Source organism: Pseudomonas sessilinigenes (assembly GCF_003850565.1).
GTDB classification, from domain to species: Bacteria; Pseudomonadota; Gammaproteobacteria; order Pseudomonadales; family Pseudomonadaceae; genus Aquipseudomonas; species Aquipseudomonas sessilinigenes.
Genome location: NZ_CP027706.1, coordinates 849,594 through 874,997, shown reverse-complemented (window position 1 = coordinate 874,997; position 25,404 = coordinate 849,594). Strand labels below are relative to the sequence as shown.

25 protein-coding genes are annotated in these 25,404 nt (G+C 64.0%); 10 read left to right on the top strand and 15 right to left on the bottom strand.

Annotated features, from left to right (window positions below; genetic code table 11):
• Nucleotides 1-83: 83 nt before the first annotated feature.
• Genes C4K39_RS03950 through C4K39_RS03925 form a run of 6 tightly spaced genes read right to left on the bottom strand, consistent with a single transcriptional unit; the run spans nucleotide 84 to nucleotide 6,264 of the window.
• Nucleotides 84-1,598, bottom strand: a complete 1,515-nt coding sequence (locus C4K39_RS03950; RefSeq protein ID WP_068577501.1) for an ABC transporter substrate-binding protein — start codon at nucleotides 1,596-1,598, stop codon at nucleotides 84-86.
• Nucleotides 1,599-1,626: 28 nt separating this feature from the next.
• Nucleotides 1,627-2,598 (bottom strand): ABC transporter ATP-binding protein, encoded by a 972-nt coding sequence (locus C4K39_RS03945; RefSeq protein WP_124345710.1) that lies wholly within the window; start codon nucleotides 2,596-2,598, stop codon nucleotides 1,627-1,629.
• Nucleotides 2,595-3,581 carry an ABC transporter ATP-binding protein gene (locus C4K39_RS03940; RefSeq protein WP_124345709.1) on the bottom strand — a complete coding sequence of 329 codons (987 nt, stop codon included), beginning with the start codon at nucleotides 3,579-3,581 and terminating at the stop codon, nucleotides 2,595-2,597. The genes C4K39_RS03945 and C4K39_RS03940 overlap by 4 nt, the downstream gene beginning before the upstream one ends.
• Nucleotides 3,578-4,429: an ABC transporter permease gene (locus C4K39_RS03935; protein WP_124345708.1), complete on the bottom strand. Its 852-nt coding sequence runs from the start codon at nucleotides 4,427-4,429 to the stop codon at nucleotides 3,578-3,580. The genes C4K39_RS03940 and C4K39_RS03935 overlap by 4 nt, the downstream gene beginning before the upstream one ends.
• Nucleotides 4,426-5,373, bottom strand: coding sequence for an ABC transporter permease (locus tag C4K39_RS03930; protein ID WP_124345707.1), 948 nt, complete (start codon nucleotides 5,371-5,373; stop codon nucleotides 4,426-4,428). The genes C4K39_RS03935 and C4K39_RS03930 overlap by 4 nt, the downstream gene beginning before the upstream one ends.
• 3 nt (nucleotides 5,374-5,376) lie before the next feature.
• Nucleotides 5,377-6,264 (bottom strand): proline iminopeptidase-family hydrolase, encoded by an 888-nt coding sequence (locus tag C4K39_RS03925; protein ID WP_124345706.1) that lies wholly within the window; start codon nucleotides 6,262-6,264, stop codon nucleotides 5,377-5,379.
• Nucleotides 6,265-6,428: 164 nt separating this feature from the next.
• Between C4K39_RS03925 and C4K39_RS03920 the strand changes: the two genes are divergently transcribed.
• Both C4K39_RS03920 and C4K39_RS03915 read left to right on the top strand, forming a co-directional pair.
• A complete protein-coding gene (locus tag C4K39_RS03920) occupies nucleotides 6,429-7,190 on the top strand; it encodes a LuxR family transcriptional regulator (protein WP_068577489.1) in 762 nt (253 codons plus the stop codon).
• Between the two features lie 90 nt (nucleotides 7,191-7,280).
• Nucleotides 7,281-8,186 (top strand): proline iminopeptidase-family hydrolase, encoded by a 906-nt coding sequence (locus C4K39_RS03915; RefSeq protein ID WP_124345705.1) that lies wholly within the window; start codon nucleotides 7,281-7,283, stop codon nucleotides 8,184-8,186.
• Between the two features lie 52 nt (nucleotides 8,187-8,238).
• On the opposite strand, the gene C4K39_RS03910 is transcribed toward C4K39_RS03915, so the two are convergent.
• Nucleotides 8,239-8,856: a helix-turn-helix domain-containing protein gene (locus tag C4K39_RS03910; RefSeq protein WP_068577485.1), complete on the bottom strand. Its 618-nt coding sequence runs from the start codon at nucleotides 8,854-8,856 to the stop codon at nucleotides 8,239-8,241.
• Nucleotides 8,857-9,020: 164 nt separating this feature from the next.
• Here C4K39_RS03910 and C4K39_RS03905 point away from each other — a divergent pair, with 164 nt between their 5' ends.
• The 3 genes from C4K39_RS03905 to C4K39_RS03895 all read left to right on the top strand — a co-directional run bounded on the left by C4K39_RS03905 (nucleotide 9,021) and on the right by C4K39_RS03895 (nucleotide 11,719).
• A complete protein-coding gene (locus C4K39_RS03905) occupies nucleotides 9,021-10,157 on the top strand; it encodes an NAD(P)/FAD-dependent oxidoreductase (RefSeq protein WP_124345704.1) in 1,137 nt (378 codons plus the stop codon).
• 27 nt (nucleotides 10,158-10,184) lie between these two features.
• The gene (locus C4K39_RS03900; RefSeq protein ID WP_124345703.1) at nucleotides 10,185-10,562 is read left to right on the top strand and encodes a RidA family protein; all 378 of its coding nucleotides are present in this window, start codon (nucleotides 10,185-10,187) and stop codon (nucleotides 10,560-10,562) included.
• A gap of 101 nt (nucleotides 10,563-10,663) precedes the next feature.
• Complete coding sequence (locus tag C4K39_RS03895) at nucleotides 10,664-11,719, top strand: YkvI family membrane protein (protein ID WP_124345702.1); 1,056 nt, start codon at nucleotides 10,664-10,666, stop codon at nucleotides 11,717-11,719.
• 244 nt (nucleotides 11,720-11,963) lie between these two features.
• On the opposite strand, the gene C4K39_RS03890 is transcribed toward C4K39_RS03895, so the two are convergent.
• Nucleotides 11,964-12,674: a hypothetical protein gene (locus C4K39_RS03890; protein WP_124345701.1), complete on the bottom strand. Its 711-nt coding sequence runs from the start codon at nucleotides 12,672-12,674 to the stop codon at nucleotides 11,964-11,966.
• Nucleotides 12,675-12,703: 29 nt separating this feature from the next.
• Here C4K39_RS03890 and C4K39_RS31470 point away from each other — a divergent pair, with 29 nt between their 5' ends.
• Nucleotides 12,704-12,856, top strand: coding sequence for a hypothetical protein (locus C4K39_RS31470; RefSeq protein ID WP_164487255.1), 153 nt, complete (start codon nucleotides 12,704-12,706; stop codon nucleotides 12,854-12,856).
• 49 nt (nucleotides 12,857-12,905) lie between these two features.
• Here C4K39_RS31470 and C4K39_RS03885 read toward each other — a convergent pair whose 3' ends face one another.
• Together C4K39_RS03885 and C4K39_RS03880 are read right to left on the bottom strand one after the other, a co-directional pair.
• Nucleotides 12,906-16,064, bottom strand: coding sequence for an efflux RND transporter permease subunit (locus tag C4K39_RS03885; RefSeq protein ID WP_068577476.1), 3,159 nt, complete (start codon nucleotides 16,062-16,064; stop codon nucleotides 12,906-12,908).
• A gap of 12 nt (nucleotides 16,065-16,076) precedes the next feature.
• Nucleotides 16,077-17,237, bottom strand: coding sequence for an efflux RND transporter periplasmic adaptor subunit (locus C4K39_RS03880; RefSeq protein WP_225926557.1), 1,161 nt, complete (start codon nucleotides 17,235-17,237; stop codon nucleotides 16,077-16,079).
• Between the two features lie 132 nt (nucleotides 17,238-17,369).
• On the opposite strand from C4K39_RS03880, the gene soxR reads away from it, so the two are divergent.
• Both soxR and C4K39_RS03870 read left to right on the top strand, forming a co-directional pair.
• Nucleotides 17,370-17,855, top strand: coding sequence for a redox-sensitive transcriptional activator SoxR (gene soxR / locus C4K39_RS03875; RefSeq protein ID WP_068577471.1), 486 nt, complete (start codon nucleotides 17,370-17,372; stop codon nucleotides 17,853-17,855).
• A gap of 179 nt (nucleotides 17,856-18,034) precedes the next feature.
• Nucleotides 18,035-18,973, top strand: a complete 939-nt coding sequence (locus C4K39_RS03870; RefSeq protein ID WP_068577466.1) for a cyclase family protein — start codon at nucleotides 18,035-18,037, stop codon at nucleotides 18,971-18,973.
• A 68-nt stretch (nucleotides 18,974-19,041) separates the two neighbouring features.
• Here the strand turns inward: C4K39_RS03870 and C4K39_RS03865 are convergent, their stop codons facing one another.
• The 3 genes from C4K39_RS03865 to C4K39_RS03855 form a co-directional block, all read right to left on the bottom strand.
• Nucleotides 19,042-19,491, bottom strand: a complete 450-nt coding sequence (locus tag C4K39_RS03865; protein ID WP_068577465.1) for a GNAT family N-acetyltransferase — start codon at nucleotides 19,489-19,491, stop codon at nucleotides 19,042-19,044.
• A 66-nt stretch (nucleotides 19,492-19,557) separates the two neighbouring features.
• Entirely contained in the window at nucleotides 19,558-21,198 is a 1,641-nt protein-coding gene (locus C4K39_RS03860) for an ArnT family glycosyltransferase (RefSeq protein WP_124345700.1), read from the bottom strand.
• Nucleotides 21,199-21,310: 112 nt separating this feature from the next.
• Nucleotides 21,311-22,183: an EamA family transporter gene (locus tag C4K39_RS03855; protein ID WP_068577461.1), complete on the bottom strand. Its 873-nt coding sequence runs from the start codon at nucleotides 22,181-22,183 to the stop codon at nucleotides 21,311-21,313.
• A gap of 115 nt (nucleotides 22,184-22,298) precedes the next feature.
• Here C4K39_RS03855 and C4K39_RS03850 point away from each other — a divergent pair, with 115 nt between their 5' ends.
• The gene (locus tag C4K39_RS03850) at nucleotides 22,299-23,081 is read left to right on the top strand and encodes an AraC family transcriptional regulator (protein ID WP_124345699.1); all 783 of its coding nucleotides are present in this window, start codon (nucleotides 22,299-22,301) and stop codon (nucleotides 23,079-23,081) included.
• A gap of 52 nt (nucleotides 23,082-23,133) precedes the next feature.
• Here C4K39_RS03850 and C4K39_RS03845 read toward each other — a convergent pair whose 3' ends face one another.
• Complete coding sequence (locus C4K39_RS03845; protein ID WP_124348314.1) at nucleotides 23,134-23,451, bottom strand: hypothetical protein; 318 nt, start codon at nucleotides 23,449-23,451, stop codon at nucleotides 23,134-23,136.
• A gap of 363 nt (nucleotides 23,452-23,814) precedes the next feature.
• On the opposite strand from C4K39_RS03845, the gene C4K39_RS03840 reads away from it, so the two are divergent.
• Nucleotides 23,815-24,303 carry a hypothetical protein gene (locus C4K39_RS03840; protein WP_225926556.1) on the top strand — a complete coding sequence of 163 codons (489 nt, stop codon included), beginning with the start codon at nucleotides 23,815-23,817 and terminating at the stop codon, nucleotides 24,301-24,303.
• Between the two features lie 4 nt (nucleotides 24,304-24,307).
• On the opposite strand, the gene C4K39_RS03835 is transcribed toward C4K39_RS03840, so the two are convergent.
• The gene (locus C4K39_RS03835) at nucleotides 24,308-25,342 is read right to left on the bottom strand and encodes a zinc-binding alcohol dehydrogenase family protein (RefSeq protein ID WP_124345698.1); all 1,035 of its coding nucleotides are present in this window, start codon (nucleotides 25,340-25,342) and stop codon (nucleotides 24,308-24,310) included.
• Nucleotides 25,343-25,404: the final 62 nt, after the last annotated feature.

Here is a 25,404-nt window from a genome sequence, read left to right as displayed (position 1 = left end):
GGGGTGACCGCAAACAGCGCCGCCCCCTCCAGGCCATCATGCAGGGACAACGCTGAGCGTTCTCCCTGCAGCGTCCATCACCCTCAGTTCTTCACCGTCTCTTCCAGCGACAGGCGGCCCAGCGGGCTTTGCTGGAAGTGCTCGATGTTCTTGCGCGAGATGTTGATGTACGGGCTGTAGTAGAGGTCGATCCAGTGGGCGTCCTGCTTGGCGATGGCCTGCAGCTCGGTGTACATCTGCTGGCGCTTGGCCGGGTCGGCCTCGACGCGGGCATCGGCCACCAGAGCCTTGACCTTGTCGTTCTTGTAGCGGGTCATGTAGTTCATGTTGGTGTCGTGCCCCAGGACGAAGGTGCTCTTCTGGTCGGGGTCGAGGATGTCGTTGGTCCAGTACATCACCGACAGGTCGTAGTCGCCATCCACCAGCATCTGCCAGCTCTGGGTCGGGTCGACTTTCTGCAGGTTGGTGGTCACGCCCACGGCGGCCAGTTGCTGCTGGACCAGGACGGCGATCTGCTCGTCGGCCTCGTTGCCGGCATTGACCACGTAGTTGAGTTTCAGGCCCGAGGCCCCGGCATCCTTCAACAGCTGCTTGGCCTTGACCGGGTCATAGGGGCGCTGTGGGTTGTTGGCGTTGTGATACAGCGCGCCCTTGGGGATGTAGGAATAGGCTACTTGGCCCAGGCCAAAGGTCACGGTGTCGACCAGGGATTTCTTGTCGATCGCCATGTCCAGGGCCTGGCGCACTTCGGGTTTGCCCAGCAGGCCGTGATCGTGATTGATCAACAAATGATCTTCACGGGTGGAAGGGTCGGTGTGGATCACCAGGTTCGGGTCTTTCTTCAGGGTCTCGACCCGGGAGAATGGCACGAAGATCGCCGAGTCCAGCTCACCGGCCTGGACCTTGAGCATGCGGGTGTTGTCGTCCGGGATGGAGATCCATTCCACGCCGTCCAGGCTCACCTTGTCGGCCTGCCAGAAATGCGGGTTCTTCTCCAGCACCACGCGCTCGCCGCGCAGCCATTCCTTGACGATGAAGGCACCCGAGGCCACGGGCTCCTGGGCGTAGGCGTCCTCGCCGATTTTCTCCATGGCCTTCTGCGACAGGATCGAGACGTTGGGCGTGGCCAGTTGCGCGAGGAAAGGCACGGACGGTGCCTTGAGGGTCACCACCAGGGTCTGCGGGTCGGTGGCTTGGGCCTTGTCGATGATCTTGTAGGAATCGCTCCACAGCGAGCCCTTGTTGTCGCGAATCCGCAGCAGGCTGAACGCGGCATCGCCGGCAGTGATCGGCGAGCCGTCGGAGAACTTGGCCGGGCGCAGCTTGAAGGTGTAGGTCAGGCCGTCGGCAGATACTTGCCAGCTTTGTGCCAAACCCGGCAGCAGCTTGGTGCCGGTGTTGTCGACCCGCACCAGCACGTCGTAGACGTTGGCAAAGACCCAGCTGTCGCGGTTCTGCGCGCTCTTGATCGGGTCGAAGGTGGTGCTTTCCTCACGGCAACCGATGGTCAGTACCCCAGCCGCCTGGGCGATACCGGCGGCCAACGAACAGAGGGTCAATGTGGCGGCGGTCAGCAACCGCAGGTGTTTCGAACGCATGGTCAAACTCCTTTTTGATGAACGTATTTCAAAGCACGGGTTCGGCGAGCACACAACGGTAGCTGTGCCCACCCAGGTCTCGGTTAGGTGGCGGTGTTGCGGTGCAGGCGGGTCGGGCCTGCCGGCAGCGCGGATGGAAGGCACAGCCGCCCGGCAGTGCCAACGGGCTGGGCGGCTCGCCCGGCAAGGGTTCACTCGCCAAAGGCCGATTGGGGTCGATATGCGGGATCGACTGGATCAACGCAGCGGTATAGGGATGACGCGGCGCGCCGAACACGGCATCGGTAGGCCCTTGCTCGACGATCTGCCCCAGGTACATCACCGCCACCCGGCTGCACAGGCGCTGGACGATCGCCAGGTCGTGGGCGATGAACAGGATCGCCAGGTTCATGCGCTGGCGCAGCTCCAGCAGCAGGTTGATGATCTGCCCCTGGATGGACACGTCCAGCGCCGCCACGCATTCATCGGCGACGATCAAGCGCGGCTCCACCGCCAGCGCCCGGGCAATCCCTACCCGCTGGCACTGGCCACCACTCAAGGCCCCGGGCTTGCGCCCAGCCAGCTCCGGCCGCAGGCCCACCAGGGTCAGCAATTCGTCGACCCGCTGGGGAATCAGTGGCGCCGCGACCACCCCCTGCACCCGCAGCACTTCGGCAATGGCCTGGCCAATGCTCAAACGTGGATTGAGCGCCGCATAAGGGTCCTGGAAGATCATCGCCGTCTCGTGACGCAGTCGCTCGAGATCGACCTTGCGGCCTTGAGTCACGTCCACGCCATCGAACAGCACCTGCCCCGAGCTGATGTCATTGAGGCGCAGGATGGCTCGCCCCAGGGTGCTCTTGCCGCTGCCCGACTCCCCCACCAGGCCGAGTACCTCCCCGGCCTCCAGGCTCAGCGACACGCCATTGACTGCATTGAGCCATTGCCTGTTGAGCCCGAACAGGCCGGTGCCGGGCGCGGCGAAACGCACCTGCAGATCCTTCACTTGCAACAACGTCATGACGGGCTTCCGGCCAGCAGCGGGTAATGACAGGCCACGTGCTGCCCCGTCGCCAAGGCCTGCATCTGCGGCAACGACTCGCTGCAGCGGCTGCCCGGTCGCGAACAGCGTGGACTGAAGCGGCAGCCCACAGGCAACTGGTCCAGCAGCGGCGGCTGGCCGGCGATGGTCCGTAACTGGGCCTCGCCACTTGCGCTCGTGGGCTGGCAACCGATCAGCGCCGCCGTATAGGGATGTTGCGGGCGAGCCAGCAGCTCATGCTTGCTGCCGTGCTCGCAGAGCCGGCCGGCGTACATCACCGCGATGGCATCGCAGGTCTGGGCGACCACGCCCAGGTCGTGGGTGATCATGATGATCGACAACCCATGCCGGTCACGCAGGTCCAGGAGCAGGCGCAGGATCTGCGCCTGTACGGTAACGTCCAGGGCTGTGGTCGGCTCGTCGGCGATCAGCACCTGGGGGTTGCAACCCAGGGCCACGGCGATCATCGCCCGCTGGCGCATGCCACCGGAAAACTCATGGGGATAACTGTCGACCCGTCGTTGCGGGTCGGGAATGCCCACCTGGCGCAACACCTCGATGGCCTCGGCCCGTGCCTCGCGCTTGGACGCCCCCTGGTGCAGGCGGATGCCCTCGCCGATCTGCTCGCCGATACGCATCAAAGGGTCGAGGTGACTGCTGGGGTTCTGGAAGATCATCCCCAGGCGCCGGCCGCGCACGCGGCGCATACCCGCCTCATCCAGCTGCAGCAGGTCCTGCCCGGCCAGGTGCACGGCCTTGCCCTGGGCCCGCAGGTTCGTCGAAGGCAACAAGCGCATCAGGGCCCGACAGGCCAAGGTCTTGCCCGAGCCGCTCTCCCCCACCAGGCCAAGGATCTCGCCTTCGGCCAGGTCGAACGACAAGCGGTCCACCAGCGTGACCTCACGCCCATGGTCATGGGCGATCACGCTGAGCTCGTCGACACGCAGCACCGGTGCGTTCATGGGCGTTCTCCAAAACGCTCGGCAATGCCATCGGCCAGCAGGCTGAAACCCATGGCCAGGGTCACGATCGCCAATCCCGGGAAGGTGCAGATCCACCAGGCCGAAGTGATGAAGCTCTGGCCTTCGGCGACCATGGTGCCCCACTCCGCAGTCGGTGGCTGCACGCCCAGGCCGAGGTAGCTGACCGCCGCACCGTTGAGCAGCACCAGCACCGCGTCGGACATGGAGAACACAATCGAACCGAACAGGGCATTGGGCAGCAAGTGGCGAAACAGGATGCGCCCATGGCCAAACCCCAGGCTCTTGGCCGCCAAGGCGAAATCGCTCTCCTTGAGGACCAGGATCTGCGAACGGATCAACCGCGCATAGGACACCCAGCCCACCAGGGCCATGGCGATGTAGAAGTTGCTCAGGCCCGGCCCGAGGATGGCCATGATCGCCAGCATCAGCACCAGGAACGGGAAGGCCAGGATCACATCGATCAAGCGCATGCACACGGTGTCGAAACGCCCGCCGATGTAACCGGCCAGGGCGCCGATGCAGGTACCGATGAGGAACGGCAACAACACGCCGATCACCGCCAGCTGCAAGTCGATGCGCGCGCCCCAGATCACCCGGGAAAGGATGTCGCGCCCGAAGTTGTCGGTGCCAAAGGGATGGGCCAGGCTCGGCGCCAACAGGCGGATGTCGGTGTCCTGCACGATAGGGTCGTAAGGGGCGATCCAGGGCGCGCAGAGCGCCAGCAGCAACCAGCCGCCGACAATGGCCAGGCCCAGCATCGTGGCCAACTGGCCATTGCGCAAACCCAGGCCCAAGCGCCTGGCGGGGATCGAGACCTGGACGCTCATCGCATGTTCACCCGGGGATCGATCGCCACCGTCACCACATCAGCCAGGAAGTTGACCATCACCGTGGCACAGGCCAGCACCATGGCCACTCCCTGTACCACCATGTAGTCACGGGTGAAGATGCCGCGCACCAGCAACTGGCCGATACCGGGAATGGCGAACAGGCTTTCGATGACCACGGTGCCACTGATCAGCCAACCGATATTGACGGCCAGCAGGTTAACGGTCGGCACCAGCGAGTTGGGCAGTACGTGCCGGCGAAAGACCACACGCTCAGGCAACCCCCGGGCCCGGGCGGCGGTCGCGTGGTCGGCTTGCAACTCCATGAGCATGCTGGCTCGCAGGTTGCGTACCAGCACGGCAGACAGTGCCAGGGCGATCGTCAGGCAAGGCAGCACCATATGATGCAGCTTGTCCGGCCAGGTACGGCCATAACCCGACACCGGGAACAGCCCCAGCTGCACGCTCAACAGCAGGATCAGCATGATCCCCAGCCAGAACGCCGGCAGGCCGAGGCCAGCGGTGGTGAACAGGCGGATCAGGTGATCGCTCCACCCCCCCTTGTTGCGGGCCGCCAGCGTTGCCAGGGGAATGGCAATCAGCAACGACAGCAACACACTGCCCGCTACCAGGAACAGCGTCGGCTCGATACGGGTGGCGATCAACTGCAAGGCATCGACCTTATAGAGCAGCGACTGGCCAAGATCACCCTTGAGCAGGTTCTTCAGAAAGTAGAAGTACTGCATCCACAACGGCTGGTCGAGACCGTACTGGGCACGGATCTTGATCAACGCATCCGGCGTGCTGCGTGAGCCCAGCAGCGCCCTGGCAGGGTCGCCGGGAATGGAGCGCACGAGCACGAAGGTGATCACGCTGATACCAAACAGCACCGGCAACAACTGCAACGGGCGCGACAGGATGAAGCGGTAACGCGCCAGGTTCATGGGCTAGCTCCGATGGCGCCGCAGGAAATCCAGCAGTACCGGGAAATAGGCCTGGGGCTCTTCGTAGAACGGCATGTGGCTGCTGTTGGGGAACACATGCAACTCGACATCCTTGAGCGCCATCTTCATGCGCATGGCGCAGGCGGGCGTCAGCTCGTCGTGCTGGCCAGTGGTGATCAGCACCGGCATCTGGAAGCCCGACATCTCCTTGATGCGGTTCCAGTCCTTGAGATTACCGGTGTAGAGGAATTCGTTGGGCCCCTGCATGGTGACGTACGGTCCCATGTTCCAATCGTCCAGGGAGCGGTTAAGTGGCGCCGGCACCTGGTCCAGGCGGCATACGTGCCGGTGGTTGAGCAGGGTGATAGCGGCCTGGTATTGGGGATGTTCCAGGGTGCCCATGGCCTCGTGGCGCTGCATCATCGCCACGGTCTCGCTGCCCAGGGCACTGCGCAGGCGCTCCAGCTCCAAGGACAGGTGCGGCAGGTCGCCGGCGGTGTTCTCCAGGATCAGCGTCTTGAGCGCCTGGGGATGATGGATGGCGTATTCGATCCCCAGCCAGCCACCCCAGGAGTGGCCCAGCAGGTGCACCCGGCCCAGGTCGAGGGCCTGGCGGACGGTTTCCACCTCGGCGACATAGCGGGTGATATCCCAGAGGGCCTTATCGGTGGGCCGGTCCGAGGCGCCGGTGCCCAGCTGGTCGAAGGCAATGACTCGCAGCCCATGCTCCTTGAGCCAGCCATGGCTGTCGCGAAGGTAATCGCAGGGCAGTCCCGGACCGCCATTGAGGCACAGCAGCACCTCATCGCCTTCGCCAAACCCATAGGCCACCACCTTGTGGCCATCGACCTGCACTTCATATCGCTGGTCCGGCTCTACTTCACGCCACATCCTTGTTCTCCATCTGGTCAATGCCCTTTTGGCGCAACCTTACCGAGGAAGCCGTACGTCCATAACCTAGTATTTCCTATAGGTTTGGTCTGGCAGTCCTTTGTCCGGGCGTGGCATTCTACCGGCCCAATTTCAGGATTGAAATTGCCAAGGGAGCTGAATGGATGCAGACCAAGCTGTCTGATTTCAATGCCCGTCTCATGTCCGGCAGGAGCCTGGACGAACAGATGGACAACGTATTGCGCATGGCCCAGGCGCTGGGCTTCGATACCCTGGTCTACGACTACAGTCCGGTACCGCTGGACCATGAGGGAATATTGCTCACCCCTTCGGTGGTCAGGCTGCGCAACACCCCCCGTGACTGGCAATCGCTCTGGTGCCAGGAAGGTTTCTATCAGATCGATCCCGTCCAGCATGTGGCGATCAACGCCGTTTCCCCTTTTGCCTGGTCCTATCGCCCGGACGACGAGACCGTGCTGCAATCGTTCATCGGGAAAAACCATGCCCCCGTGGTGGACTACCTGCACGACTCGCAAATGACCTGCGGGGTGACCGTGCCGATTCACTTGCCCAAGGGCGGCTTTGCCACGCTCACGGGCCTGAGATCGGACGGTAATGGCGACCCGCTGCAGGATGCCCGCCAGACCCTCGGCGACTTCACGCTGATTTCCCACGCCTTGCAGGAAGCCGCCTTCCCGTTGCTGGAAAAAGAATCCGGCACCAGCCCGGTCCACCTGACCAAGCGCGAACGCGAGTGCCTGCGATTCGCCGCCGATGGCCTGACCGCAGCCGAGATTGCCAAACGCCTGAACCGTTCCTTGGCCACCATCACCCTCCACCTGACCTCGGCCATGCACAAGCTGGGGGCCAAGAACCGTGTCCAGGCCGTGGTCAGGGCCGTGCACTACCGGCTGCTCGACAACTGAAGCCCGGCAAAACCTATCTGTTTCTCTAGTTATTCCCGGGACGCCGCCCCGGTATCGTGTGTTGCAGGGTTTTTCAGAGAGCGGCAAGAAATGGAACTTCTGGCAACACGCGAAGGCTTTGCACCTTTTGGTCCCTACCAGACCTGGTATCGCATCACCGGCGACCTGGACAGCGGCCATACACCGTTGGTGGTCATACATGGCGGCCCAGGCTGCACACATGACTACCTCGATGCCTTCAAGGACATCGCCAGCAGCGGCCGCCCGGTGATCCACTACGACCAGCTGGGCAACGGCCACTCGACCCACCTGCCGGAAAAGGACCCTGCGTTCTGGAACCTGCAGCTATTCCTCGAGGAACTGGACAACCTGCTGGACCACCTGCGCATCAGCAACGACTACACACTGCTGGGGCAATCCTGGGGCGGCATGCTGGCCAGTGCCCATGCGGCCCGGCAGCCGGCCGGCCTGCGCGCGCTGATCGTCGCCAACTCCCCGGCGGACATGCGCACCTGGGTCGAGGAAGCCAATCGCCTGCGCCAGCTCCTGCCAGAGGACGTGCAGCAGACGCTGCTCGAGCACGAGCGGGTAGGCCACTACGGGGCCGCCGAATACCTTGCCGCATCACGGGTGTTCTACGACCGCCATGTGTGCCGGATCAGCCCCTGGCCGGACGAAGTGGCGCGCACCTTCGCCCAGGTCGATGCCGATCCGACCGTCTACCACGCCATGACCGGCCCCAACGAATTCCACATCATCGGCAACACCAGGGACCTGTCCATCGTCGATGGCCTGCATCGGATCAAGGTGCCGACCCTGTTGATTTCCGGGCGCCACGACGAAGCCACGCCAACCGTGGTCAAGCCGTTCCTGGACCACGTCCCGGATATTCGCTGGGCGCTGTTCGAAGCCTCCAGCCACATGCCCCACATCGAGGAACGCATGGCCTGCATGGGCACCGTGGTGAAATTCCTCGACGAATCCCTGGCCCGCTGACCTCCTCCCTCGTCCCAGGCCTTTCCCGGGCCTGGGCCAGCAGGCGCCGGGCTCAGCGCTCGGACATCACCACCATCACCTCGGCGTCTTCCGCGCCTTCGGCCAGGTAGATATGGCCGATGCTGCTGTTGAAGTAGGCGGTTTCCTGCGGCCCGATGCTCACCTGCTCCCCCGTCTCGAACTGGATGCGCACCCGCCCGGACAGCACCAGGGCGAACTCCTGCCCGGGGTGGCGGATGTAGTCCTCGAACTGCTGCAACTCACGGGCGAAGATCCGCGCATACATGGGCGTCATGTTGCGCCCGGGGAAATCACCGGCCATGGGGTGGTAGTCATAGTTGCCGGTGCTGTAGCCCGGGGCGTCGGCGATGGTGGTACTGACCACCGTGGGCTGTACTGCCCGACTGGCCATGGCCGACGGGGCAAACAGCTGGGCGATGTCGACACCCAGGGCCCGGGCCGCCGCCGCAAGCTTCTCGTAACTCACCGAAACCTGGGCCAGCTCCATTTTCGACAAGGTCGACAGTGCCACGCCGGAACGCTCCGAGAGCTGCTTGAGGGTCAGTTTCTGCGCCTTGCGGATGCTGCGCAGGCGCGCGCCGACCTGGGTCCGGTCGGTCAGTGGATGGGCGGGGGAGCACGAGGCGGGCTGGGCTCGGTCGGCACTCATGGAGACTCTCTGTCTGGCGGATAAGGACTGCCGCGACAGGAGCCGGGGCCAATGGCGAAATATTACCCCATGATCTCCTGTTGACTGGAAAATTCTCATATCTTAGATTTCTCGTATGAGAGAATTTTCTCGCAACCCTTTCCGGACAATGAAGGTAGTTCGCCATGCACGACACCCAATGCTTCGATTTCGTCATCATCGGCGGCGGTATTGCCGGAGCCTCCCTGGCCTACCGCCTGGCCGGCCAGGCCAGCGTGCTGGTGCTGGAACGCGAATCGCAGCCGGGCTACCACGCTACCGGGCGCTCGGCGGCGATGTTCATGGAGGCCTACGGCACACCGCAGATCCAGGCCCTGACCCGCGCCAGCCGGGCCTTCTATCAACGGCCTCCGGAAGGCTTCAGCGAGCACCCGTTGCTCGAACCCCGGGGCTGCCTGTACGTCGCCAATCACGAACAGCTGGAGCAACTGCAGCAGACCTACGACGAAACCCGCGCCCGTTCGGCCAATGTGCGCCTGATCGATGCCGACCAGGCCCGGGCCCTGGTGCCCTGCCTGCGCCCCGAAGCCACCGCTGGCGCCATGCTCGAAACCGCCGCCCAGGACCTGGATGTGCACGCCCTGCACCAGGGCTACCTGCGGGCCATGCGCCGCTCCGGCGGAACCTTGCAGTGCGACGCCGAGATCGTCGAAGCCCTGCGTGAAGACCGTCATTGGCACCTCAGGCTCAAGGATGGCCGCCAGGTACAGGCCCGCAGCCTGGTGAACGCCGCTGGCGCCTGGGCCGACGAAGTGGCCCGGTTGTGCGGCGTAGCCCCCATTGGCCTGCAACCCTGCCGGCGTAGCGCCTTCACCTTCGAAGGCCCGCAAGACACCGACTTCAGCCGCTGGCCGGCGGTGATCGGCATCGATGAAAGTTTCTACTTCAAGCCCGACGCCGGCCAGTTGCTTGGCTCCCCGGCCAATGCCGATCCGGTGCCGCCCCAGGACGTGATGCCCGAGGAGCTGGACATCGCCACCGGCATCTATCACATCGAGAACGCCACCTCCCTGAGCATCCGCCGCCCGCGCCACAGCTGGGCCGGCCTGCGCTCCTTCGTCGCCGACGGCGACCTGGTGGTGGGCTGGGACGACGAATGCGAAGGCTTCTTCTGGCTCGCCGCCCAGGGCGGCTACGGTATCCAGTCGGCGGCCGGCGTCTCGCAACTGGCCAGTGCCCTGCTGCTGGGGCAACCGGTCCCCGAAGAGCTGTTGAGCCAAGGCGTCGATCCACAGCACCTGGCCCCTGCACGCTTGCGTTAATCCACCCCAGTCCACGAGGAAAGCCCCATGTCCAACGAAATCCAGCGTTACCCCAGCTCCCTGCCCCTGCCCTTCTCCAGGGCGATCCGGGTCGGCGGCTTCCTGTTTCTCTCCGGGCAGATCCCCATGAGCGCCGAAGGCGAAGTGGTACATGGCGATATTCGCGTGCAGACCGACGCGGCCATGCAGCGCATTGGCGACACCCTGACCGAGTGCGGCGCCAGCTTTGACCAGGTGGTGAAAAGCACCGTCTGGATCACCGACATGCAGCACTTCGCCGGCTTCAACGAGGTGTACCAGGGCTACTTCAAGAACGGTTTCCCGGTGCGTTCCACCGTCGCCGCGCAACTGGCGCTGGGCGTGGACGTAGAGATCGAAGTCCAGGTCTGGGTCGGGGATAACTGAGCCACCCGCCCAACCTTCAAGTGCGATGCCCAGGATGACCACGGCCCTCCAGCGCCGTGGCGTCCTCCTTACATAACAAGAACAATCCGAGGCCAATCGTCATGAAAGAAAGTCTGAAAATCGCCGGCGCCTTCGTCGGCGTAATTGTTGGGGCGGGGTTCGCCTCCGGTCGTGAACTGCTGCTGATGTTCGTCGATTTCGGTGTCTGGGGCCTGCTTGGCGCCGTGGTCAGTGCTGCGCTGTTCACCTTCCTCGGCATGGCCCTGGCCAGCCTGGGCAGCCGCCTGCGAGCCGCTTCGCATAAAGACGTGGTGCATGCCCTCTGCGGCCGGCGCCTGGGCACCCTGGTGGACTTGATGATCACCTTTTTCATGTTCGCCGTGACCGTGGTCATGCTCGCCGGTGGCGGCGCCCTACTGGAGCAGCAGTTCGGCATCCCGGCCATCACCGGCAGCGTGCTGGTGACCCTGGTGGTGGTGGCCATCGTTTGCCTCGACGTGCACAAGGTGATCGGCATGATCGGCGCGGTGACCCCGTTCCTGATCGTCACCGCCGTGGGTATCGCCCTGTACGGCGCCGCGACCCGCCACCTGGACTTCCAGCAACTCGACCAACTGGCCGGCCAGCAGCAGGCCGGTGCCAGTCACTGGCTGCTGGGCGCCCTGCTCTATGTCTCCTACAACATCGTCGCCGGAGTACCGATCCTGGCCATCATGGGCGGTGCGGCCAAGGGCGAGAAACAGGCGATGTGGGGCGGCATCCTCGGTGGTGCGATGCTGGGTCTGTTGATGCTGGTGATGAGTCTCGGCCTGTTGTCACGCCTGGACAGCGTGGCGGAGCTGCCGATGCCGATGCTGTCGATCGCCAGCGAAGTCTCGCCGACCCTCGGCCTGCTGATGGCGCTGATCATCTTCTGCATGATCCTCAATACCGCCGTGGGCACCCTGTACTCCTTCTCCGCCCGGCTGCTGCCCGCCGGCACCCGGCAGTTCCGCATCGGCTCGATCCTGGCCGGGGCCCTGGCCTTCGTCGGCAGCCTGGTGGGCTTCATCAGCCTGGTGGGCCAGGTCTACCCGTTCTTCGGCTACCTGGGCTTCCTGCTGATCGCCGCCGTGATCATCGGCTGGCTGCGCCCACGGCGACTGGCGCTGGCGTAGACGCAAGCGCGCCGACAAGCGGCCGGTGATCCTATCGGTCGCGGCCGCCTGGGCCGCGACTACAGCCCGACTCGACGCCCAATGCCAACCAGCCAAGGAACCTGTAGGAGCGAGGCTTGCCCGCGCTGGACCTCAGAGCGCCGGGTTTACCCTGTAAACACGCGCTATCGCTAACGACCCTCGTGAGCAATCGAGCGTCGACCGGCTGCTCCTACAGGGAATCACCTCGCTTGACTGACTGGCATCAGGCGTCGCTGGCCTGGCCAAGCCGACGCCAGCTCTTGTCCCACTTGGTCACCTTGTCCTCGGCATCCTTTTGCGCGGGGCGGAACACCCGCTGGTAACGCACCCCCTCCAGCTCGACGACATCCCGACTGCGGGCGTTGGGGAACTGCGCATCCAGCGCTTGCCAGGCGTGCTCCTCTTCGCTCAGTGGCAGCACCCCCAGGGCCTTCAAACGCCCTTCGATCAGCAGCACCTGGGCCTGGCGTCTTTGCAGCTCATGCTGGACGTCTCTATCGGACAACCGCTGCACACTGGCCCCCAGGCATTCGAGCAACTCTTCCCTGGCCCATTGCAGGTCATGCTCGGAGAACTCACTCAGGTAGTTCTCCCGCTCCAGGATCTGCAGCCCTTCCTGGTCCGTGAGCCGGCGGCTGTTGATCAAGGCATAGGCATAGGCGCCGGTCGGGCAGGCTCCACCTTCGTTGGTGGCGATACAGCGCAAGCGAATGTCATTGATCCGCCTGGGGTAGAAGAACTCGAACAGCTCGTCGAACTCTTGCTGCTTGAGCGCTTCCATGTGGCTGGAACACAGCCCGGCGCCCTCGGGAAAGTCCACCTCGGTGATATAGCCTCGCTCGCTCAACGCATCCACCAAGGCAGAAAAATCGATATCTCCCGTCAGGACCCTGGCCTTGAGATAACCGGAAAAGTTGAAATCGTCGGGATACATAGGCTCTCCAGTCCGTAGGGCGATCTGTTGTGTTCAGTGTCAGTGCCGATCACGGCATTGCACCAGAGGCCGTTGAGTACGATCAACCCTCTGCGCCCATGATCCAGGTGCTGGTGCAGGCACCGATGGCCAAGCCCCACTACCGCATCGAGATCATGGTGATCGCCGCGCAGCAGGCCTGAACCGGCAACGGGCGCCGCAGGCACCCGTTGCTTCCCTGTACCGCGCGCCTCAGCCCTCGACAGGCTCGGCGCCCAGGGCATGTACCGGGCCGCCGGCCAGCTTGCGCAGGGTGACGTAGAACACCGGGGTCAGGAACAAGCCCAGCAGCGTCACCCCGAGCATGCCGAAGAACACCGTGATCCCGGTGGCGGCGCGGATTTCGCTACCGGCGCCCGTGCCGATCAGCAGCGGCACCGCCCCGGCGATAAAGGCCACCGAGGTCATGACGATCGGCCGCAGACGCAGGCGACAGGCCTCCAGCGCCGCCTCGACAGTGCCCCGGCCCTGGGCCTCCAGCTCCCTTGCGAACTCGACGATCAGGATCGCGTTCTTGCACGCCAGGCCCATCAGTACCACCAGCCCGACCTGGACGAACACGTTGTTGTCGCCGCCACTGAGCCAGACCCCGCTCAGCGCCGCCAGCATGCACACCGGCACGATCAGGATCACCGCCAGGGGCAGGGTCCAGCTTTCATAGAGCGCCGCCAGCACCAGGAACACCAGCATCACCGCCAGGGGGAAGACCACCAGGGCCGCATGGCTCTGGGTCACCTGTTGATAACTCAGGTCGGTCCACTCCAGGACGATGCCCTTGGGCAGTACCCGGTCGGCGATCTCCTGCAACTTGGCCAGGGCCTGGGCCGAAGACAGCTGCTTGGGATCGGCATCGCCGATCATTCCCGCCGCGGGGTAGCCGTTGTAGCGCACCACCGGGTCCGGGCCGAAGGTATGGGTGACGGTGATCATCGCCGCCAGCGGCACCATCTCGCCGCGGTCGTTGCGTACCCGCAAGGCGCCGATATCCTCGGCGCTCTGGCGATAGCGGCTGTCGGCCTGGGCCATCACCCGGTACACCCGCCCGAACAGGTTGAAGTCGTTGACGTAGGCCGAACCCAGGTAGACCTGCAAGGTGTTGAACACATCGCTCAGGGCCACGCCCTGGGCCTTGGCCTTGACCCGATCCACCTGCACCTCCAATTGCGGGATGTTGGCCTGGTAGGAACTCACCGGAAAGCTCATGCCCGGCGTCTGCGCCACCGCCGCCTGGAAGGCGCTGATCGCCCCTTGCAGGGCACCGTAGCCCAGGCCTTCGCGGTCCTCCAGGTACAGGGCATAACCCGAACCATTGCCCAGGCCCTGGATCGGCGGCGGCAGCAGGGCGTAGGCAAAACCCTCGTGTACTTGCGACAGCTTGGCATTGAGTTCGGCATTGATCTGCGCCGCACTGCGGGTGCGTTGATCGAACGGCTTGAGGATGATGTAGGCCGCCATGACGTTGGGGGTGTTCGTTCCCTGCAAGGCATTGAGGCCACTGAAGGCTGGCGCCGTCTCGACGCCCTCGACCCCCAGGGCCGTCTCGATGACCTTGCGCGTCAGCTCATCGGTGCGCGCCAGGGAGGAGCCCTCGGGCAGCTTGGTACCGGCGAACAGGTAGAGCTTGTCCTGGGTCGGAATGAACCCGCCGGGCACGATCTGGAACAGCCAGACCGTGGCGACCAGCAGCAGGCCGTAGACCGCGAAGACGCTGCCACGATGGCGCAGGATTCCGGTGACCGAGCCCTGGTAGCGTTCCGAGCTGCGATTGAAGAAACGGTTGAACACCCGGAAGAAGCCGCCCAGCAGGCGCTGGATAAAACGCTCCAGGGGGTCCTTGGCGGCATCGTGGGGCTTGAGCAGCTTGGCCGCTAGCGCCGGCGACAGGGTCAGCGAGTTGATCGCCGAGATCACCGTGGAGATGGCGATGGTCACCGCGAACTGCTTGTAGAACTGCCCCGTGACGCCCGAGAGGAAGGCCATGGGCACGAACACCGCGCACAGCACCAGGGCGATGGCGATGATCGGCCCGGAGACTTCCTTCATCGCCCGATGCGCGGCCTCCCGCGGGCGCAGGCCCTGGGCGATGAAGCGCTCGACGTTCTCCACCACCACGATGGCATCGTCCACCACGATGCCGATGGCCAGCACCATGCCGAACAGGGTCAGGGTGTTGATCGAATACCCCAGCAGGTAGAGCCAGGCGAACGTGCCGACGATCGACACCGGCACCGCCAGCAGTGGGATGATCGAGGCCCGCCAGGTCTGCAGGAACACGATCACCACCAGCACCACCAGGATCACGGCTTCGATCAGGGTGTGCTGCACGGAGGCGATGGATTCGCGAACGAACACCGTCGGGTCCCAGACCGCCTTGTAGGCGACGTCCTCGGGGAAGTTCTGCGCCAGCTCGTCGAACTTGGCGTAGACCGCATCGGCCACCTGTAGGGCGTTGGCCCCGGGCAGCAGGAAGATCCCCACCGTGGCCTGCTCCTTGCCATCCAGGGAGGCACGCAGGGTGTAGTCGCCGGCCCCCAGTTCGATGCGTGCCACATCGGCCAGGCGCACCACCTGGCCGTCCTTGCCGGACTTGAGCACGATATCGCCGAACTCCTGCTCGCTGTGCAAGCGCCCGCGCACGTTGATCGACACCAGGAAGTCGGCGGTCTGCGGCGAAGGCTCGGCGCCCAACTGGCCCGCCGAGACCTGCACGTTCTGCTCGCGCACCGCCCCCAGCACATCGGCCGCCGTCAGGCCCCGGGTCGCCAGGGCGTCGGGGTCCAGCCACAGGCGCATGGCGTAGTCGCCAGAACCGTAGACCCCGACATCACCGATGCCGGGTAAACGCGACAGGGCATCCTTGACGTGCAGGATCAGGTAGTTGCGCAGGTACAGGGAGTCGTACTGGCCTTCCTTGGAGTACAGGCTGACGTACATCAGCGGGGTCGGCGACTGCTTCTGGGTGGTGACGCCGTATTGCCGCACCTCCTCCGGCAACCTCGACAACGCCTGGCTGACGCGGTTCTGCACCCGTACCGCGGCGGCATCCGGATCGATGCCCGGGTTGAAGGTCACGGTCAGGGCCAGGGTGCCGTTGGAACCGGCCACCGATTTCATGTACATGATGCCTTCGACGCCGTTGATCGCCTCCTCCAGGGGCACCGCCACCGACTCGGCGATTTCCTTGGGGTTGGCACCGGGGTAGGTCGCCCGGACCATGACGCTGGGTGGCACCACCTCGGGGTATTCCCCCGACGGCAGCAACGGGATCGAGATCAACCCCAGGGCAAAAATGATGATCGACAAGACAATGGCAAAGATCGGCCGGTCGATGAAGAACTTCGAGAAATCCATGTTCCGTCTCCGTCAATGGGCCGACAACGCCGGTGCATCAGGGCTCAATGGCGACTTGGCGGCAGCCGGCGCCACCTCCTTGGGCCGGATCGGCATGCCCGGGTAGAAGATCTTCTGCGCGCCGCTGACCACCACCTGGTCACCGACGGCCAGGCCCGACTCGATCACTCGCTGGCCATCGAGCAGGCGACCGAGGGTCACGTCCTTGCGCAGCGCCTTGTCTTGCGGGCCCAACACATAGACGTACTTGCGGTTCTGGTCGGTCAGGATCGCGCGATCGTCCACCAGCAATGCCTGGGTTTCCCCGGCCCCCTCCAGGCGTACCCGGGCATAGAGCCCAGGGGTCAGCTTGCCATCGGGGTTGGGCAGGACCGCCCGGGCGCGGATGGTGCCGGTGGTGGCGTCGACCCGGTTGTCCAGGAAGTCCACTTTGCCGGTATGGGGAAAGCTCTCGCGCTGGCTGGCCAGACCGACCCGCACCTGATGGGCAATGCCCGGGCGGGCGCCAGCTGCGGCCTGCTCGCTGTAGCGCAGGAAACTGTGCTCGTCGGCATCGAAGTAGACATACACCGGGTCCTGGGAAACCACCGTGGTCAATATCGTCTGATCGGCCTGGGCCAGGTTGCCGGCGGTGATCTGCGCCCGTCCGGCGCGTCCGTCGAACGGCGCCCGGACCTGGGTGAACCCCAGGTTAAGCCGGGCCATGGCGACGTCGGCGATGGCTGCGTTCACCTGTGCCGTTCCCTGGCCCAGGGAGGCGCTGCGAATATCGCTCTCTTCGCGGGAGATCGCCGCCTGTTTGACCAGCGCCTGGCCGCGCAGGTCCTGGGCCTTGGCCAGGCGCAGCGAGGCCTGGGCCTGTTGCAAACGCGCCTCGGCACTGGCCAGGGCCTCGCGATAGGGACGCGGATCGATCTCGAACAGCACCTGGCCCCGGCGCACTTGCTCGCCATCGCGGAACGCCACGCGATCGACGTAACCGCTGACCCGAGGCCGCAAGTCGACACTGTCCACCGCACTGATCCGGCCATTGAACTGATCCCACTCACGGATGCTGCGCAAGGCCAGGGTACTGACCTCCACTTCCGGAGCCTGCGCCGCCGGGGGCGCCTGGGTTTCACCACAGGCCGCCAAGGCCAGGACCACGCCGTACAACGCGACACCTCGCGACACACCACGGGCTCGAAAGAGAACTCGCTGGGCTGAATTCACGGACATGCACTCCCCGACAATCGAACGTTGATTTTTCAGTCGGCACGGTACAAGTTAAAGTGAACTTTAAGTAAAGCCCTCGATGGAGCAATCATGTATTCCCAAGGCGAGCCGCACCTGACCATTACCGAGATCGCCCGACGCAGTGGGGTCAATGCGTCGGCCTTGCGCTTCTACGAGTCCCGCGGGCTGATCAGTTCGGCCCGCGCCGGGAGCGGCCACCGCCGCTACCCTCGCTCGGTACTGCGCCGCGTGGCCTATATCGTGTTCGCCCAGCGCGTGGGGTTTTCCCTGGAGGAAATCAGCGAGCAGCTCAACGGCCTGCCCAACAACCACGCCCCCATGGGCCAGGACTGGCAGCGCCTGTCCGCCACCTGGAAAGCCCGGGTGCAACAACGCATCGCCGAGCTGGAACGGCTGAACATGAGCCTGGAGGAATGCATCGGCTGCGGCTGCATGTCCATGGACCATTGCAAGATGAACAACCCGGGGGACATCTACTCGCGCAACGGCTGCGGCGCCCGGCGCTGGATCGGCGACGAGAAGATCGATGTGGAGGAACTGCGGGGGGAAGCTTGAGAAAAGCCAGGAGCCGGATTTAAGGGGGAAAGAGCGATTCGAACACTCGCCACCCCACTCATGAGCCCCCCTTCCTGCATTCCTGACTTCTACGAACAAATGTATTGAGCATACCTGCCTGTTTCCCCCAGGCTGCGCCACGTACCTTGGCCCCACTGCAACTTGCCAAGGACTTTCCCATGTTCAATCGTTTGATCCTGCCCTTCACCCTGCTGTTTTCCATCGGTGCGGCCCATGCCGCCGATACCCAGAAGTGGTACCCCTCCAAATATGGCGCGCAAGACGAGATCGGCGCGGTCAACCTGCTGGATGCCCAGTCGGTGCTCGATGCCGCGAAGCTGATCAAGACCGGCAAGACCTACCCGCTGGCAGTGCCCATCGACAAGAACCTGCCGGCCTTCCGCCATCGCAGCTTCCACCTGACCAACGTGCAACCCGGCGAAGCCGGCGGCACCTCCCTGGGCCCCAACAAGTTCACCTTCAACGATGAACTGGTAGTGGGCTGGACCGGGGTCGGCACCCAACTCAACGGTATCGGCCATATCGGTATCGACAACGTCTACTACAACGGCAATCGCGCGGCGGACTTCGTCAGCGTCGAGGGCGTGAAGAAGCTCGGTATCGAGAAGGTACCGCCGATCGTGACCCGGGGCGTGGTGCTGGACATGACCGCCGTCTACGGCAAGGCCATCGTCCCGGAGAAGACCGAATTCACCGTCGCCGATATCCAGAAGGCCCTGGACTTGCAAGGCATCAGCATCCGCAAGGGTGACGTGGTGCTGTTCAACACCGGCTGGCTGGAGCTGATCGGCAAGGACAACCAGAAATTCCTCGCGGTCGAGCCCGGCATCGGCATGGAGGCAGCCAAATGGCTGGTGGACAAGCAGATCGTGGCCTTCGGCGGCGACACCTGGGCCTCGGAAATCTACCCGGCCAAAGATGGCCAGGAGTTCCCGGTCAACCAGTACATGCTGGCCAAGAACGGTATCTACAACCTGGAGCTGATCGACAGCCGCGCCCTGGTGCGGGACAAGGCCTGGGAGTTCATGTTCGTCCTCGGCCAACCGCTGTACAAAGGCTCGACCCAGGTCAACATCAACCCGGTAGCGATCCACTGATCGGCTGATCCAGACCTGAAAAAGCCGCGGACCTCCCTGGAGGCCGCGGCTTTTTTTGTAGCCACGTCTTAAAGCGGGCGCTCCATGATCAGCGTCCGCTCCTCGCCGTCGAGCTGCTCGCGCACCGTGCGAAACCCCAGGCGCGCATAAAATCCTTCGGCAGTGATCGAGGCCGGGACGATCAGCGACTGCTCGCCAGACTCCCTGGCCGCTTGCTGCAAAGCCAGCATCAAGCATCGGCCGATGCCTCGCCCCTGCCATGCCGGGTCGACGAACATCGTGCGTACCGCACGCCCATCCAGGCTCGCAGTGCCCAGCAGGGCGCCATCGACCAAGGCCACGAACATCCGCCGACTCTGCATCAGGTGCAGTACCCCATCCGCAGTGAAGCTGGCCTTGACCCGCTCGATCACACTGGCCGGGTAATCCTGGGCATTGCTGGTGAGCAAGGCTGCCAGGATCACCTGGCTGATCCGCGTTGCATCGGCCGCTTCGGCCTTCCGTACCTGACACTGCATGAGCGCTCCCTGCCTGCTCCTGGCCAAAGGTCCAAAATACGTTCTGCAGCGATGGCTGCCAAGCCGCTAGGGCAGCTTGAACACCAGGCAGGGATTATCGTTCAGGCGCCCCTCGTACACCGGTTGCAGGTGCTCCAGCGAAGTCCCCTGGAGCAGTCCTCGCTCCTTGCGCGCCACGATCACCCAAGCGCCATGCGGCAGCTCATCCAGCTGTTCCGGCGCGTCGCCACTGACAAACAACGGCCGCTCGTCATAGTCCAGGTTCATCATGTAGCGCACCGCCCAGGTGTCCTGGCCGAGCTTGAAGAACACCAGCGCACCTGGCTGCTGTGCACGCAAGCGCTCGACCTGGGAGACGAAGCCCTGGGTATCGAACTGCAAATCCTTGGCCGGGTCCACCACCGTCACCAGCAATAGCCATTGCGCCGCCAGCGCCAGGCCGCTGAGCAGCACCAGGCGCCTGCCCAGGTCCGCTGCGGTGCGCCGCCAGTGGTACAACACCAGCGCTTGCAGCAAGGCGAAGATCACGATCAACAGCGGCATCGACACCGGTGGCCAGTAGCCGTGTTTGCCCCAGCTGTGGCGCAGGATGAACAGCACCACGATGCACAACCCCGGCAACAGGGCCACCAGCCATTGATAGCCCTTGCCCAACCTGGCCATCCACCCCTTGGCATTGAGCAGGCCGTAGGCCGCCACGGCAGCGAACATCGGCACCATGGGCAGGATGTAATAGGCGCGCTTGAAGTTCGGTACGGAAAGCCCGAACAGGATCATCAGGCCACAGGCCCCAAGACGCAGGACCAGTTGCAGCTGCGCATCGACATGGCGTCGTGCCCACTGGCGCCGTAGAACCCAGAGCGTGGCCAGGGCCAATGGCACTACCGGGAAGTAGCGGTACAGCGATAGCTGGAAGTAGAAGTAGAACGGCTCACCGCTCTCATCCAGGCGCCCCCTCACCTGCATGTCATAGACCTGCTGGACAAAACCGTCGCCGCCACTGATGTAGGCGAGCTTCATCAACAACCACCAGCAACCGGCCAGCAGCACCAACCCCGCCATGCCGTAACCCACGACGCGCATGAACATCGCCTTGCGCGCTTGAGGCGTTCGAACATCGCCCAGCAGCCAATAGAAACAGGCCACGCCACAGACCTCCACCACCCCCAGGGGGCCACGAATGGCGAAGGCCAGCACCATCAGCGGCAGTACGGCCCACTGGCGCAGCCGCGAGCCAAGCTGCTCACCGCTGTGCAACAAATAGAAGCTGCCCAGGCACAACAGCGACACCATCTGGTCCAGGCAAACCGAACGTGACTTGTCCAGCAACTGGCTGGTCAGGGCCGTGAGCAAAACCGCCAGCAAGGCCCAGGTTCGCCCCATTGGCGCCAGCAGGCGGTACAACAACGCCAGGACCCCGGCCGACGCCAAGGCCGTGGGCAGCACATTGGCCAGGTGATTGGGCGCCCCGAAAGCCTGGGCAAACAGATAGCTGAAAAACGTCGCAGTGCCGGGGTAATCCGGGTAGGGCTGGCCATAGGTGGTGGGAAACAGGCTGGCGCCATGACGGAACATTTCCTGCAGGAACAGCGCCCAGCGGCCATCGAACCCCTGGGGTTGCTCGTCCCAGATGCCCCAGGTAAACAGCACCAGGGCCACCAGGTACACAGCCCAGGCCTGGGCCACGAAACGATTTTCTCGAAGCATCTTCGCTCTACCAGAAAGTGCCGTTCCAAAGACCCGGCGGAAGGCTGGCAATGTTGCAGGAGCGATCACTGAACGATGCCTGAACGAGGCTTGAAAAAACCTCCTCGCCCACTTATCGCCACACACCCCCAAACCGCCAGCGCACCTGGCCCACCAACAACGCCAGCAGCACCAGGAGCATGGACAGCCCGTCGTCGAGCGTCACCTGTTGCCCCAGCAACACTATCGAGCCTGCGGTACCGAACAGCGGAATCAGCAACGACAAGGGAGCCACTCGGGACACCGGGTACTCGCGCAATAGCAGGTTCCAGCCCCAGTAACAGAAATGCGTCGCGACATAGACCTGGAACAGCAGCGAAAAGATCGAAGTCCAGGAAATTTCTCCGACCAACTGCACGAAAGGAGCATTGCCGTGGCTCAGCCAGGTCAGCACCAGCAAGGGCAACGGGGCGAACAGGCTGGCCCAGACCACGAAGGCGAACACTTCCCGAACCCCGCAGCGCTTGATGATGACGTTGCCCAGGCTCCAGCTGAATGCACTGACCAACAGCAAGGCATAACCCAAGGTGGTGGCCTGCCCGGGACTGGCGCCGACGATCCGCAGCAAGCCCCAGGCCGCCAAGCCGGTGGCCAGCACCTGTGACAGGCGCAGGCGTTCGCCAAACAGCAGGACGCCCCAGCCCAGGGAGAAAAAGGCACTGAACTGGATCAACAGCGAAGCGGTTCCTGGAGCGACGCCCTGCTCGATGCCCAGGTTGATCAGAGCCCACATGGCCACGCCGAAAATCAAGCCATAGGCCACCAGCCAGCCCCAGGCCACCTGCGGACGCGGAATCAGGAACACCCAGGGCAGCGCTGCCAGGGTGAAGCGCAGCGCGGTGAGCAACAACGGATCGATATTGGCCAAACCGAGCTTGGTGACGGGAAAGTTGAGCCCCCATAGAGCTGTCACCAGCAAGGCCAGGAACAGGTGTTTGTTCTGCATATCGCACACTCCGGTAAAGACAGTCGCAGGTCATTCCCCGACCGGGAGCGAACTATCAACGTGTGCGGCCATGGCCCGCTTGTAGTATCAGGTCAGATTCAATTAAATTCGGGCCATGCACCCGACCGATATCGACCCCTACGAAAACACGCCTCGAGATGCCGTGGTGACCGCCACGCACTACCAGGACGGCCAACACTTTGGCGAGCATCGTCATCGACGCGGGCAGTTCGCCTACGCCGCCTCGGGAGTGATCAGCGTGTTCACCGAACAGGGCAACTGGGTCGTACCACCGCAACGGGCGATCTGGGTGCCGGCCGATGTCCCCCATGCCATGCAGATGAGCGGGCCGGTGCTGATGCTCAACACCTATGTACGGGTCCGTGCAGCCAACCGACTGGGCCTGCCTGGCCAGTGCCAGGTGCTGGAGGTGTCCGAACTGCTGCGCCAGTTGCTGATCCGTGCCGTGGACATTCCTCCCCGCTACGCCCCCCAGGGCATACAGGGTCAGTTGATGAACCTGCTCCTGCATGAGATTGGCGCCATGGTCGCCCTGCCGCTCAACGCACCACTGCCCGCCGAACCGCGCCTGATGAAGGCCTGTCGTGCCTTGCTGGAACAGCCATCACTGGAATGGACGATCGATGAGATGGCCCGGCGGGCCGGCATGAGCCGACGCACGTTCACCCGCCTGTTTCGCCAGCAGACAGGGGTCAGCTTCGTCCAATGGCGCCAGCAGGCCTGCCTGCTGGCGGCGGTGGTCCGCCTGGGCAATGGCCAGCCCGTGACCCGGGTGGCCACGGACCTGGGCTACAGCAGTCCAAGCGCCTTCAGTGGCGTGTTTCGCAAGGTATTGGGACAGGCGCCCAGCCGCTATTTCGCCCAGGCAAGGGACTGAGGGACAACGGCCCGGCAGATTGCCCGCCAGGCCGAAACGAGCGTCCCCCGGATTACAGGAACACCGCGGACAACATTCCCAGCGCGCCCAGGCAGAAGCCGATCAGCGCACCGCGCCCGGGCATCTGCTGGAACAGCGCCCAGATCACCAGCGGCTCCAGGAGCAGCAGCGAAGTCACCGAGACCACGGTGACGATCCAGATATCCCCCACCGCCATGTACCCCAGCCAGTAGGCCGCCAGCAGGCAAAGCCCGCCCAGGCACATGATCAGCACCGGCACCAGCAGCCCGCAGCTCCCCGTGTTGCCGGCATGGGCCAGCCGCGCCACCACCACTTCACTGTAGATGGCGCAGAACTCGCCCAGCACCATCAGCCCTACAGCAGAAACTCCGAGTAATTCTTTGGACATGAAACAAACCCCTTCGTATTGAGAGCCCGATTTTTCAGCTCCCAGGCATTGATCGCTCCGTTGACGGAGCCGGCATGGCAATGCACAGGGGTGCGGGGCAACTCGGTTACGTTGAGGAACTTGATCATCTCCATCTCCTTGGCTGGGCGAAACCACAAGGCCCGCGACTGGGGCCGCGAGCCGTCACCTGTATAGAGTATTTCAGCGACAGCTGTCATCCACCGGCAAACGCTCCCACACAAAACACACACAAACTCCACCCAGCGCAGCGGTCGCCATCGATAACCTGGCCCGGTCATCAACTCCCGGAAAGGGACTCTTCCCATGCCCCAGAACTTCCCGGCCATTCGCAGCGTGCACCCCCTGGAATGGTTTGCCACTTACTTCATCGGCATTGCGGTGCTGGCCCTGACGGTCGTCCTGCTGGTAGCGATATTGATCCTGGCCAGCAGTAGCGAGCCGCTGTGGCAGACCCTCGCGGATATCTTTTCCATCGCCGTGCAGGCAATGCTGCTGATCATCGTGCTGGTCAGCATCCTGGCCGCCTTTCCTTGCGCGCTGTTCTTCTGGCTGGCCCAGCGCTTCGCCTGGCGCCATGTGCTGATCTACCTGTTCTGCGGAGTGCTGGGTTCCTTGCCGACGATGCCCGTGGTGGCGAGCCTGTTTTCGCCCGACTTTTTCACCGACGCCCCCGACGATGAAGCCCCAGCCACCAGCCTGCAAAGCTACCTGCCGATGCTGCCGCTGTTCGCCGGTTCAGGGGCTTTCCTCGGGGCAGTGTTCTGGTGGCGTACCGGGCGCCACCTGCGCTGACCGGTCAGTGACCGAGACCGGCATCGGGATCATGGGCCACCACCACCTTGCCGGGCTGGCCACCCTGCTCCACCTGCCCATGGGCCAAGAGCAGGTTGTCCACGGTAAAAGGGCTCAAGACCTCGCGCAGGGTGCAGCGGATAACACCCTGGTCCAGCAGCTGCGCCACGCGCTCCAGGATGCGATGTTGCTCGTGCATGTCCGGGGTCTGGAACAGCGCCCGGGTGAAGACCATCTCCCAATGCAAGGACACGCTCTTGCTCTTGAGCGGTACGGCATCGAAGGACTGGTGATCGTCGATCAGCGCGATATGCCCATGGGGCTCGATGATCTCCACCAGTTCGGCGAAGTGCTCTGCGGTGTGGGCCAGGGCAGCGACATGGGTCACGCCCGGCAGTTGCAACTGCGCCAGCTGCGGCACCAGCGGGCGGGAATGATCCAGCACATGCTGGGCTCCCAACTCCAGGCACCACTGGCGGCTGGAGGGCCGCGAAGCGGTGGCGATCACCGTCATGCCGGTCAACTTGCGCGCCAGCTGGATCAACACCGAGCCCACGCCACCAGCCCCGCCGAGGATCAGCAAGGTCCCCTGGCTGGCCAGATCGCCGGGCACCCGGGCCAAGCGCTCGAACAACAACTGCCAGGCCGTCAGCGAAGTCAGTGGCATCGCCGCCGCCTGGGCGAAGGACAGGCTCTTGGGCTTGTGTCCCACCAGGCGCTCGTCGACCCGATGCAACTGGGCATTGGCGCCATCGCGAGTGAAAGTCCCGGCATAGAACACCGTGTCGCCCGGTGCGAACAGGGTCACCGCACTGCCCACTGCACGCACCACCCCGCTGGCATCCCAACCCAGGACCTGCACGCTATCGGGCACCGCCACCAGTCCCGCCCGGACCTTGGTATCCAGCGGGTTGACCGATACCGCGCGCACCTCCACCAGCAAGTCATGGGGGTCGAGCGACGGTACTGGTCGTTGCTGCTCGAAAAGGGCCTGGGGATCGGTCAGATCCGACCCTGAAAGATAATGGATGACGTGCATTGCAAGGCTTTCCCGAAGACTCAAAGCGCACACTTAAATCCTTCATGCCCCACCCGCACAAG